The sequence below is a fragment of the Cyclobacterium plantarum genome (assembly GCF_011290685.1).
Taxonomy (GTDB): domain Bacteria; phylum Bacteroidota; class Bacteroidia; order Cytophagales; family Cyclobacteriaceae; genus Cyclobacterium; species Cyclobacterium plantarum.
This window is the reverse complement of record NZ_JAANYN010000005.1, coordinates 242,587-255,060: the sequence shown is the minus strand read 5'-3', so window position 1 is coordinate 255,060 and position 12,474 is coordinate 242,587. Positions and strand designations below refer to the sequence as shown.

Genomic DNA, 12,474 nt, shown 5'->3' with positions numbered 1-12,474 from the left:
ATAAATTAAACCCTGCTGCAAAACGTGCATATGCCTATTTGGATCTTCTCCAGATTACCCACTTTAATCCCTCGTTTCTTTCTTCATTGAATATTGATGTTTGGCCGGATTATGAAGACGGCCTGCAATACTGCTGTGCACAAAGCGGGGCATGTGAGATTTTTCTAACCACTAATAACGCTGATTTCTTTGCCTTAGACATTCCTGTCATTGATCCTCTCAATTTCGTATTGCAGCATCAATAGTTTGCAGCAAACAAAACCATTTCTGCCATTATTCACGACCAATTTTCTAAGGCTACTCTAAAAAGAATTCACCTGTAACTCAATTTCATTCCGTCCCGGAGACAGCCGTATGGAGTCAAACTGGGTATTGACTTTTTCTCCATTGAGCGAAACCGCATCATTGGGTCCAAATTCCAAAAACAAATCGGCCGAGACATTTGCCGGTAGCTCAAAGACATAGCGCTGTAAGCGGTTGTTTACCTTTTGATAGGAGGCCAGCACCTTCCCTGGCAGAAAAGGCACGATAATATCCGATTCCGTCAGCCTGCTTAGCTGAGGCCGGATCTCCAGCAGGCTGCCCCCTGGTATTTTGGGCAGAATACCCCACATTTTCCGGGCCACGATATTCCCTGGCACGGCTCCCCAGGCGTGATTCCAATCTGCATTGGGCTTGTACTTCATGTCCCAGGCTTCCAGGGTCATGGTGGAGCCAATAGCGATCATGTTCCACCAGCTGCGGTCATGGGTGGCTGTCATCAATTCCAGGGCATAGTCGGCCTCCCCGGCATTGTACAATCCATCCATCAGGTATTGGGATCCATAGACGCTGCAGGCCATGCCTCTGGATTTAATAAATTCCACTACGGCCGGAATGTTTTCGTCGGGAACCATATTAAAGGCTAGCGGCATCATATTGGCGTGCAGGGAGGAATGACCGGCCCCTTCACCATCCAGGTAAATGCCTTTCTCAGGATCCATCAATTTTTCGGTCACTGCTTTCTTTACCTTTGCAGCCATCAGTTCGTATTCCATGGCTTCCCCGGTTTTGCCCAGGATCCGGGCAAATTCTCCCATGATTTCCAGGTTACGAAAATACAAAGCATTGATTACGGTATTGATAGGAGTGAAAACAAATCCGTCCCGTTCGCCTTCTTCCGTGGCCAACTCCCAACCGGTGTCCTTTTGGGCCGGTGGCCAGTCCACGATATCCCTCATTTTCACATCCGGATCTTTAAAACCCAGCTTTTTCATGAATTCGGGTGTAGCCCTCTCCGAACTGATCAGCCCATCTTCACGGGCCAGCTCCATCAGGGTTTTGTGCTTGAGTTCATCGTAATAGTATTCAATCAGCTCGGTATTGCCGGTGTACAGGTAATCCTCATAAAACATCAGCGCCACATGCAACTGCCATTCGGTGGGCCAGGTGGGATTTTCCATAAAGTATTCGATACTCCTGCGGGCAATGGGGTATTCCCAATCCACTGCATAATGACTGAGCTGGTTGATATAGGCATCGGCCTCGTAGGGAATTCGCTCTCTGTCCCCATCCACATATATTCCTGCAAAGGAAGTGCCTTTCATGGAATACTTACACAGGTCCCATACCTGATTCAGTATGGTATCCGAACTGCTGAACTGACTTTGATCTTCTTCAAAATAACCAAAATAAGCTTGCTGGGTAAGTGCTTCGGGCTGTTTTTGGGCTACAATTTCGGCATACCTGAAAGGCAGCAGTACCGGAAAAGAATCCGGAAGAGCCACTGCCGCCGGGCCTGTGTGCCGTTCATCTGGCGGCAACTGCAGCACATATAGGTCTTTTTCAGGATTGACCGCTACCTCCACTTCCTGAAAGCGGATATGCCCCTGCGGGTCCCGGTTGATCCTCCCCCCTTCCAATTGCTCTCCCAAACGTACGGTCAGGGTTTCCGGCTTATCCGTGGAATAAGAGAAGGCCAAATTGGCAAAAGCCGCCTTACCGAAATCAGCCAGCCAGGTATCTCCTCCTACTTTTTCAAGCGATTGAGGTAGGATGTCCTCCTGCATAAAACCATTGGCAGTGGTCAGGTAACCCCCATCTCCCCCTACACGGAATGCCTGATTTTGGGCGTAACGACCCGTGCGGTTGTCTCCATCCCACAGCCTCACCTTCCAGAAGTAGTCCGTATTCTCCTTCAGGTCCGGACCTTCATAGGCAATATTGAAGGATTTTGATCCCTGTACTTTACCGCTATCCCAGACATCACCAATATTCTGCTCGCTTTTTTCCACTGTGCTGCTGACCAAAACCTGGTAGGCCGACTGAAAAACCAGGCCTTCAGGCACTTGCCAGCCAAATTCAGGCGTTCTGTCTTTTAGGACCAGACCGGAAGGTTTCCTGATCATTTCTACATGAAGGCTTACCGGAGCAGCCGTGCTTTCATCGGATAAGGCCTCCCCCATGGCGTCCAGCTTTATGCGGAAGGCTTGCAAAGTCGCTGCATGGGCAGGATCAGCAGCCAGGTTGTTGATTTCTTTTGGATCTTCTCCCAGATGATACAATTCTTCAATGGATTTGTCATTGACATAGCGGAAATACTTCCATTCTGCCGTGCGAAGACCTTCACTTGGCGGGATATTTTCAAAATCCCAAAGGTGTTCGATCAGGACGGTATCCCTGTTGAGCCGCTCTCCCTTCACCACCGGCATCAGACTTTTGCCCTGGTAGGCATCGGGTATCTGAACACCGGCCAAATCCAAAATGGTGGCGGGTACATCCACATTGGCAGCTATCTCCTCTGAATCCACATGGCTGGAAAGTCTTGGATCGTAAACCATCAATGGCACCCGGATAGAATTGTCATACATCAGCCACTTGCCGGCCAGTTGCCTTTCTCCCAGGAAATAGCCATTGTCTCCCATAAGGATAATGACTGTGTTCTGGTCCAGACCTTTGGCTTTAAGTTGCTGTCTGATTTTGGCGATTTCCAGGTCTATGCCTGAGAGCATGCGGTAATAACCTTTGACGCTGTGCTGGTACTTCTCCGGCGTATCGTATCGCCAGGTCCAGCGCAGCCGGTTAAAGCCGGACTTGACGATCTCCGGTTGGGCTTCAAAATAGCGGTCTTCAGAGATGTCGGCATCGGGGATGGTAATGCCCTGCAAGAGGGGATCCGTCTCATCCTGCCAGAAATACTGATCCTCCGCCGGATCATGGGCATGGGGGGCACTGAAAGACAGGGAAAGGCAAAAGGGTTCATCGGGACTGGCCTTTTCGATAAAGTCCAGGGCCTGTTGTCCGGTATAGCGGGTCAGGTGGACGGTATCGCTGCCAATGGTTTTGTAAAAATAACCTCTTCGGTCCTTAAATTGTCCATTCCTGTCGTAGGATTCGTATTCGTCGAATTGCCCGGCAAGGTCCTTGTGATTGACGCCGTATTTTCCGTAAAACCCCAGCCGGTATCCTGCTTCTTTCAGCAGTTTGGGATAGGCCGTTTCCATGTATTCGGCTTTGATGGGGCCGGTCTGAAAGGTATAGGCATGGGTCCTTTCATACAAGCCTGTAAAAATGGTGGCCCTGCTGGCCGCACAAATAGGGGTGGTCACCAGGGCATTTTTAAAGTAGGCCCCTTCTTCGGCAAGTCGGTCCATTTCCGGGGTATGGATCAATTCGTTGCCGGCATGTCCGAGCGCATCCCAGCGCTGGTCATCGGTAAGGATAAAGATGATATTGGGTTTTTTGTCCGGATCATTTTGGGATTGGGCCTGGCAAAACAGTTGGTTTGTGGCCATCAATACCAAAAGGGTACAAATCGTTTTAAGCATGTAACAGGTTATTTTCTTTCAATAATAAGAAAAAGGAATACTAAAAGTACTCCTTTTTCCTAAAAATCCCATTATCATCTGGGATTATGAGAAATACTGATTTATTTAAGGGACTATTATTCCTCAGCATACCTTTCAATGGTATTCAGCTCCGGGCTTCCTCCCCTGTTGCCACTTCCGGCGGCAATGTAAATCGCCCCATTATACACGATGGCCTGGGAACCGTGCCTGCCTCTGACCAATGGATCCAGGCTTTCCCAGGTTTGGTTACCGGTATGATAGGCCTCCACTTCACTATGCGCCGCTTCCTGACTGGCACTCTCTCCTCCGATAATCAGCAGCTGCTGCCCCAAAAATGCACTTGAAGTACCTGCCCTTTCAGTAGGCAAATGCTGCCCTTCCGGCAGGGAAGTCCAGGAATTATCAGCAATATCATAAATATCCACCTCCGGAATGGTCAGCTCAAATGTATCACCGGTTTTGGCCGAGGAATTTCTTCCTCCAGCACAATAAATCTTTCCTTCATTCATGGCTGCATGGAAATGATCTCTTGGGCGAGGAGCATCAGCCAGCACTGTCCATTCTCCGGTACTAAAATCATATTGATCTGTCCAGGGTACATGCCCTTCCCAGTGCCCATCGATGATACCACTCAGGACGATGGCCTTGTCGCCTGTGACAATCACTCCTGCCGAACCCCTGCGCCTTTCTTCCGGAATGGTATCACCCATTTCCCATGCATCATTGGCCGGATCATAAATCATGATGCGTTCTACTGGAGTTTCACGGGGGTATTTGCCCGTCATGGCCCCAATGATATAAATCTTACCGGCATAAGCCACAGCCTGAAAATGGTGTACTTCCATTGGTGGCTCAGCCCCGGATGTCCAACTGTTGGATGCGGGATCAAAGATATCCACGGGTTTGATGCCCCGGCCCCCCAGCAGGTAAAATTTATCATTTACCTCCACAAAGCTGTTCTCATGTCTGGCGTTCGGGCTGCCCTCGCATTCCAGAATTTCCCAGCTTTTTTCCTTTGGAATTTCCTGATCCTGTTCACTTTCTTCAGGTTTGTTTTCCGCACAAAACTGCAGTGTGAAAACTCCTGAAATCAATGCGGCACGAATTAAGTATTGCTTCATTCTCATCGGTTATATTATTTAGGTTTGCTTCGAAAATCCTTTCCCATTTTTGAAAGCTCATACACGTTAAATTCGTCAATGATAAGGTGATTATTCACCGTTCGAACGGCAAAATAGCCGGAATCATACGGTGATGCATCATATACATTAAAAATAAGTTGTTCATTTCTCCAGTATTGGACCGTACCATTGTACACAATAATGCGTATCCGATTCGGTAAGTTCGGTACGATCAGGTAAGCTTCATCTGAAAGATCGTGTGCCGGGAGTAAGGGCTTTTGTCCGTTTCCTGTATATCTGCGAAACCTCGTCTTGGTGTTATTATGGCCGCCAAGCCCTACATAATAGAGTTTTAAGCTATCATACTGACTAAATTTACCGGCTCTACGAGGGATCGTATCCCCAAAAAAATCCATGTGCCAGGGATCGGTAGCCAACCAAAAACAGTTTAAGTCTGACACCCGGTCCTGCGGCCCTCCTTCATCAATCACAGTAGCGGTAAACTCGATCATAACAGGTTGATGCAACTGCTGATCGAACCATACAGTGCAACCTGCTTTGTCTTCAATTTCCATCCCACCCCTGTTTAAAACAACCTTTCCTCCGGGTTGCTGCTCTGCTATCCAATGGCTCAAGTCATTAAATGCTTCCGAATAAACCAAAGAAGGCTTCAAAACCAGGGAGTCATTCAATGTGACATAGCCAGAATCCTGAGCGACCAGACTGAATGTTAAGCTGATGAGCAGGGGTAATAAAAGTACAATCAGTTTCATTGCGTATTTTTGTTATAGCTGCTGTTCCTGTTTGGCAATGGCAATATCTGCTGCCACCCAGTCGGTGGTTTTCACAAAATCCACATAGCCCCCATAGGTCTAAAGGGAATGGAGGTTTAGGGCACAGGGGTTTTCTTTACACCGACTAAAATACCAAATATTTTGTCATCCACAGGATGAAGCACTGATAATTTTTCCGAAAGGAAGAAAAGCAAGAACTTCGAAGCCTCTTCAGTTCAATGGCAGGAATAGGGCACTAATTTTTTACGTTAACTTGGAAACTGCCATTAAAAAAAATTCCTACTACAAAACCTCCTTTTAAATGGTATCCCAGGGGCTATTTTCTCTTTTTCTTCATAAGGTCCTTTGCCCTGTCTATGGCCAGACAACAAATATTTCCGTAGGACTCTTCTCCCTTTTCAAACATTTGATAAGCATTAACGAAATTATAATAAGCAGTAATTGCCTTCGGATGATTTTTTGCTGCTACCAGAATACGGTACGATGAGGCTTGGAGGTCTTCCCGGATAATGTCATCCACATAACGTTTAAGTTCTTCATCAGAAACCAGGGTTTCTTTATCCATCTTTTCTCTATAAGCCTTTTTCCTGGCTTTTGCTCCCTTAGGGTCAATGAGATTTCTGACTATCCCATTTTTTAGTGCCAAATAATCCTCCTGAGACTTGGTCGGCATGGCCATCAAGGAATTTCCCCTCTCATCAGCCGGATACAACCAAAGGTTCCCTTTTAGTGATTTTTTGACTTTTCTTGGTAACCGAAAATGCTTCTTGTTTTTATTCATTCCCAATGGCTCGTCAAAGCTTATTTGGCTTTATATATACTCATTCCCAGTAGTTTTAATCAAAATTATACCTGATAAAAATAAACAAATTATTGGGTTTTTACACTGAATTTTAGGGTTTGGTAACTTTAAACCGACCTTTAAATTTATTTCTTACAACTTAAAAATAAATAATAGCTTGCCCAATCACTTATTTTTTAAAAAATGTTTATTATACACACTATAATTTTATTCATTTTTGTTTGTTGTAACCACCATTTTTAAGTATTATTGTTTACTATAACAAACAAAATGGAAACACTCGTTGAATTGCATATCAAATTAATTGCTACCCTAAAAAGCACTTTCACACGTAGTATCTATTATCAGATCGATTGGGGTAACCGATTGATCGGCATTATCGGTGCCAGGGGAACAGGTAAAACCACCCTATTGCTCCAGAGGATTAAAAAAAAATACCCCCGAAGTACTGAAATCCTTTATGTGAGTTTGGACCATATATGGTTTTCCAACCATTCGCTGGTTGATTTGGTGGATGGGTTTGCCAAGGCAGGAGGGAAAATCCTTTTTATAGACGAGGTGCACAAGTACTCCAATTGGTCTGTTGAGATCAAAAACATTTATGATTTTTACCCGGAATTAAAAGTGGTATTCACAGGGTCTTCCCTGTTGGAAATTCTCAATGCAAGGGCAGATTTAAGCAGAAGGGCATTGGTATATGAGATTCAGGGATTATCGTTTAGGGAATACCTGAATTTGGTCACAGGCAAAAATCTTCCCGTAATTACCCTGGAAACTATTTTACAGGAACACGTGGAATATGCCAGTGATATTTCTCAATCGGTAAGACCATTGAAATATTTCCCCGAATACCTCAAAACTGGGTATTATCCTTTTTTTAAGGACTTCAAAGATCTCTATGGGGTACAGGTTCTCGCCATCATTAATTTGATTATTGAAATAGAACTCCCCTTGATGCGCAAAGTGGACATCGCCTATGCCAGCAAAATAAAACAGTTGCTATCGATTATCGCAGATGCGGTTCCATTTGTTCCTAATGTCAGTAAACTGAGCCGAAAAATAGGTATCAACCGGCAAACCTTACTTGCCTATCTCCACTACCTGGAAGAAAGCCGGCTGACCAAAAGTATTTACAGGAAAACGGAAGGAGTCTCCCTGTTGCAAAAACCTGAAAAACTGTTCCTGGAAAACACCAATCTTTCTTTTGCCTTGGGGAAAAATGTGGATTTGGGTAACCTGAGAGAAACATTTTTTCTGAATCAGCTATCTTATATCCATACAGTCAATTACCCGGAAACATCAGATTTTCTAGTAAATCAAAGCAACCTTTTTGAAATTGGAGGGAAAGACAAAAAAATCAATCCATCTGAAAATAAGGCGAATTACGTCGCAGCTGATGGTTTAGAAGTTGGTTTTGGCAACAAAATTCCCTTATGGCTGTTTGGCTTTTTATACTGATAACCGTTGAGGTCTTCGGGCCTCGATGGTTTTTTCGTCAACACTTCGGTCAGACGGGGTTCGGGAAACCCCAAAGGTCTGAACGCACCCTAACCTTTGAGGTTAAAACCAGCAGGTCCAAGGACATTTCAAACCAGGAATGTAAACGTAAATCACCCCGTAAACAAAATCCCCCTTTTTAAGGGGGTTGGGGGATTTTTCCGATAATATTCAGTAACACTGCACTTTACATTTTTAAACTCACTTCTAAATCCCTACCGACTTTAGGAGGGAAAGTCTCTTCCCCATTAATATGGGGATTCGTTAAGCTTTTGAAATTGATGTCGGAAAAAAATTAGCACATCACCACATCATCAAATTATCACATAATCAGCACATGAATTTAACTGTGTATTTTTCCATGAATCACTTGCCTATCAACCTGTAATTCTGAAATATTATTTGTAAATTCCTGGTATGGATTCCAAGGAAAAACCAAACCAATCGGAAGAGCCATTCACTTCTTATGGTCATTATACCTATTTGGACTACCTCCATTGGCAGATGGATGAAATGGTGGAATTGATCAAGGGCAAAGTTTTCCGGGCAGCTGCTGCACCCCGAAGGATCCATCAGGAAATTTTGCTGGAAATGGCCAGGATATTTGCTGACCATCTGGATCAACATCCCTGCAAGGTGTTTATTGCCCCATTTGATGTTCGTCTTCCTAAGGACTCCAACTTGCCTGAAAAAATTGATACCGTGGTACAACCGGATATTTGCGTGGTTTGCGACCGCAGCAAATTGGACGACAGGGGTTGCTTGGGTGCACCCGATCTGGTGGTGGAAATCCTTTCTCCCGGCAATAACCAAAAGGAGCTCAAGCAAAAATACGACATTTATGAAGAGAGCGGGGTTAAAGAATACTGGATCATTCACCCGGATGAACAGACCTTATTGGTTTATCGGTTGATTAATGGTGCCTATCAGCCCACCCGCTTATTTACCCATGGAGATTTGGTCCATTCTCAGGTAATTACAGGTTTCAAATTAAATATTTCGGACTTATTTAAAAGTTCGGAGGACAAATAACCTTTGAGGTCTTCAGGACCTCGAGGTTTTTTTCGTCTATGCTCTGGGAAAAGACCTTCGGGGTTATCGGAAACCCCAAAGGTCATAACCTTTGAGGTCTTCGAGACCTCGAAGGTTTTTTTCGTGAACGCTCCGACTCAGACCTTCGGGGTTGGGAAAACCCCAAGGGTCTACGTACATCGGAAAGGATTTCTCCGGGTCCCGAAGGGCCAGCGCTTCGATTAAATGGCTATTTCGATCCTTCTTTGAGCAACTTCATTTGGTAAAAAGTCACCGTATCCTCCTCCACCCCTAAATAATCCTGGTCCTTCAGACCAAAAATAGCTCCCTTTTCATCCACCGCACTGCTGAGCGTGATACCCTGTGGAACTGGAATATCCTTTTGCAGTATCCGATTTTCCCGGTCCAGAACCGCCAGGTAATTTTTGATTTGGTATAAAAAAGCCCTGCTTTCTTCCATGGTATTCCTGGGAAGGGTTTTGGCTTTTTCCTCCTCCATACCCTTGGTGTAATGGATGAGGATCTGGCTGTCCAATACAAACAGGTTTTGGATCCTGCCAAAGACATTGTAAAGACTCGCTTCGTAGTAATTGTCTATGTTGGCCATGGGAACGCCTTTTATTGCAACGGCATCTTTCAGGTCCAGGTCGATGGTTTCTTGGTAATCCAATTCTCCCCCTGCCTGTGTGTACACGTGATAGGCCAATTCGCCCCTGAAATAGACCAACCACTCCTCTCCTGCAGGAATCACGGTAGGAAAGGTCCAGTGGTAAAAATTGCCGTCCTCGTATATCGTTCCGGGTGGAAAAGGCATGGTCTGCCTGTTTGCACCTGTTTCCGGATCAACCAGCTCCAGAATGGGACTGCGGTAAATGCTTTCGAACATTTCGGATGGCTCGTTCCAGTCCATCTCCCCCCTTTCCGGCCGGATATAGGCCAGTTCCTTTCCGAAGGCATGAACGGGACTTTTGAGCCCATTGATAAAGGTGTACGGTGGATTTAAATCCATGCGCTTGACGATTTCTCCCTCCCTGGAAAAAAACAGCAAGCCCTTTGCGGCATCCATTACCGTGAACTGCCCCTTAAAAAAGCCCCATCCCACGGCCCAGGAGATGGCATTGGGGCCGTCCTTTGCCAGGTGAAACCGGGAACTGACGGTTCCTTGCCTGTCAAACAGCAGTACTTCATCCGTCCTGTTGTCCATGCCCAGAAAAAGGTGGGTTGACGAGTCATAGTCATAAAGAAACAGATTCCCCTGATAATCCACTTGAATGGAATCCGTTACCATCAATTGATAAGCAAAATCATCCTCGCTTTTTTACCGTTATTGCTACACCCATAAAGGAACAAAGCCGAAAAGGAGAAACATAGCCATTTTTTCATGTGTCCAAGTTCCACAAAAGGAGAAAATATCCCTACCTAAAAAACGTTAAATTTTTCGGACCTGGCGCAGTTTTAAAATTGAATGCAGGTTTCTATTTCTGCAAATGATGAAAAAGTTTGATCCTTACCGGATGTTTATTCGATGTCAATAGATAAGACTTTTGATAACCCAATCCTGATTTGTTCCCTGATGCTTTCCGAAACAAGCCCTACCTTTTTTACAAATCTCTCCTTTGAAACTGAGCGGATTTGAAAAGTGTCGGCTGCGGACACTTTTGTTAATCCATTTTCGCTGTCTGGTATTAATTTTATCATCCAGGGGGCTATTTGGTACCTGTCTTTCCAGTCAGTAACCGAAACAATGATTTTCAATGGTAATTTTCCCAATGTATCGTCATTCACAATTATTGCCGGTCTTGTCTTTTTTATTTCAGCCCCAACAGTTGGGTCAAGGTTTAATAACCATATTTCACCTTGTTTCATAAAAATTCTCAAAATCAAGGTCAGTAAATGCAGTCAACTCTTCGTCTGCCACATAGTCTTCATACAATAAATCAACGGCTTTTTTCATCTGACTTTCGTTCTCCTGTTTTCGAATCAGTTGCATGGATCGCTCTATGATATAAAACCGCTCGCTGACAGGCAATTTCTGGATTTCTTTTATTAGGTCCCTGGTCTTCATTCTGGTAAGGTTTTACTTTATAAAGGTACAAATTTTGACGCAAACAATTTACTCTTGTCCAAAATCCAAGCTGTATTGAAACAAGGTATGAAAATCCTCTTCCACACCTGCCTGTTCCTGGTCTTTAAGTGCCACGATTTGGCCTTCTTTGTCCACCAGGGCTGTAAAAGGAACCATGTTTTTCGGAATGGACAGGTCCACTGCGCACAGGCCAAACTCCGAATCAAAAACGGCAAATTCCATGGGAAAGGAGTAGACCAATTCCCGCCGCTGCGCAGGATCCGACACATCATAGGCCGCTTTCGTTTCGGGAGAAACACCCTTGCTGTAAAAGGCGATAAAATGATCCTTCAGGGGTAAAAACCGGTGGATCTGTGGGATACGGTAAACCAGTCCGTTTTTTTCAAAGAAGGTATCCATTTGCTCCAATGGCACCGGCTGGTCCATGTAGGCGTTCTTCGCCGGAATTTTTACCGTCCGCTCAAAGAGCAATTGTTGTTCCCTTTCGCTGTAAACATGAAACTCCAGGGCATTGGTGACCGAAAGGAACCATTGGGAGCCGCTATTTTGAATAAGTGGCGTAGGATACCCGTAAAAGAACCCCTCTTCAAAGGCATCCGTCTCTGGAAAATTCATGGTCGGATCGTATTCACCACTGATCGTATCCAGCACCTCCATCATCGGTCCTCCGTCCAGCATGCGTTGGTAGGCTGCCTGCCGGTCCTGCCCTTCTTCTGCCGGTTCCGGTTTGTAGTACAGCAATTTATCCCCCAGCGAAGAGGCTGCTATATGCGCGCCCCCCACAATCCAGAAATAGGGATAGGGTATCTCCGTCCGGTTCAACACCTTCCCCTGCCGGCTCAGGGTGTAGATTTTATCCCCAAAGATGCAGATGTTTCCTGCCGAGAATCTGGGGTTCAGCCCATAGCCGCTGATGGCCTCCGGGCCGTCGTCTTGCAGGATAAAAGTATGTTGGATAGCTCCTGAGGTATCAAAAATCAAGACTTCCTTTTTTTGTTGGTTATAAGCCAGGAAGAGGTTGGTTTCCGGGTCGTAATCTTTTAGCTCCAGGCTGCCCATATAGTCAATGCGAACGGAGTCCACCAATTGAAGGGAATAGCTGGGGGAATCTGTAGTTTCCTTTTGGGAGCGGGAGCAGGACAGCAGGCAAGTTGCCAGTAGTGGTATTAGGGTTAGGCGAAGATTCGACATGTTTAAAAGTAAAACTAATGGTTTAAAAAAGCAAGCCTTTTTAATTGCTATTGTTGGGGGTAATTTGAGTGGTTGTTTACTTAGTTGTGAGTAAATAAATCCCCCGCCCCCTTGATAAGGGGGA

General features: G+C 45.3%; 10 protein-coding genes. 2 read left to right on the top strand and 8 right to left on the bottom strand.

Annotated elements, in window-relative coordinates:
• Window positions 1–302: 302 nt before the first annotated feature.
• The 4 genes from G9Q97_RS13470 to G9Q97_RS13455 all read right to left on the bottom strand — a co-directional run bounded on the left by G9Q97_RS13470 (window position 303) and on the right by G9Q97_RS13455 (window position 6,523).
• Window positions 303–3,806: a sulfatase-like hydrolase/transferase gene (locus G9Q97_RS13470; protein WP_166147659.1), complete on the bottom strand. Its 3,504-nt coding sequence runs from the start codon at window positions 3,804–3,806 to the stop codon at window positions 303–305.
• Window positions 3,807–3,922: 116 nt separating this feature from the next.
• Complete coding sequence (locus tag G9Q97_RS13465) at window positions 3,923–4,948, bottom strand: Kelch repeat-containing protein (RefSeq protein WP_166147657.1); 1,026 nt, start codon at window positions 4,946–4,948, stop codon at window positions 3,923–3,925.
• A gap of 14 nt (window positions 4,949–4,962) precedes the next feature.
• On the bottom strand, window positions 4,963–5,721 hold the full coding sequence (locus G9Q97_RS13460) for a DUF6250 domain-containing protein (protein ID WP_166147655.1): 759 nt from the start codon (window positions 5,719–5,721) through the stop codon (window positions 4,963–4,965).
• Between the two features lie 337 nt (window positions 5,722–6,058).
• A complete protein-coding gene (locus G9Q97_RS13455; RefSeq protein ID WP_166147653.1) occupies window positions 6,059–6,523 on the bottom strand; it encodes a hypothetical protein in 465 nt (154 codons plus the stop codon).
• A 291-nt stretch (window positions 6,524–6,814) separates the two neighbouring features.
• On the opposite strand from G9Q97_RS13455, the gene G9Q97_RS13450 reads away from it, so the two are divergent.
• Together G9Q97_RS13450 and G9Q97_RS13445 are read left to right on the top strand one after the other, a co-directional pair.
• The gene (locus tag G9Q97_RS13450; protein ID WP_166147651.1) at window positions 6,815–8,002 is read left to right on the top strand and encodes an ATP-binding protein; all 1,188 of its coding nucleotides are present in this window, start codon (window positions 6,815–6,817) and stop codon (window positions 8,000–8,002) included.
• A gap of 456 nt (window positions 8,003–8,458) precedes the next feature.
• Entirely contained in the window at window positions 8,459–9,073 is a 615-nt protein-coding gene (locus G9Q97_RS13445; protein WP_166147649.1) for a Uma2 family endonuclease, read from the top strand.
• Window positions 9,074–9,302: 229 nt separating this feature from the next.
• On the opposite strand, the gene G9Q97_RS13440 is transcribed toward G9Q97_RS13445, so the two are convergent.
• From G9Q97_RS13440 to G9Q97_RS13425, 4 genes are all read right to left on the bottom strand, one after another.
• Complete coding sequence (locus tag G9Q97_RS13440) at window positions 9,303–10,361, bottom strand: hypothetical protein (RefSeq protein WP_166147648.1); 1,059 nt, start codon at window positions 10,359–10,361, stop codon at window positions 9,303–9,305.
• A 230-nt stretch (window positions 10,362–10,591) separates the two neighbouring features.
• Window positions 10,592–10,939, bottom strand: coding sequence for a type II toxin-antitoxin system PemK/MazF family toxin (locus G9Q97_RS13435; RefSeq protein WP_166147646.1), 348 nt, complete (start codon window positions 10,937–10,939; stop codon window positions 10,592–10,594).
• Window positions 10,926–11,138: a hypothetical protein gene (locus G9Q97_RS13430; RefSeq protein ID WP_166147644.1), complete on the bottom strand. Its 213-nt coding sequence runs from the start codon at window positions 11,136–11,138 to the stop codon at window positions 10,926–10,928. Before G9Q97_RS13430 ends, G9Q97_RS13435 begins: the two co-directional genes overlap by 14 nt.
• A gap of 48 nt (window positions 11,139–11,186) precedes the next feature.
• A complete protein-coding gene (locus tag G9Q97_RS13425; protein ID WP_166147642.1) occupies window positions 11,187–12,350 on the bottom strand; it encodes a hypothetical protein in 1,164 nt (387 codons plus the stop codon).
• Between the last annotated feature and the right edge of the window lie 124 nt (window positions 12,351–12,474).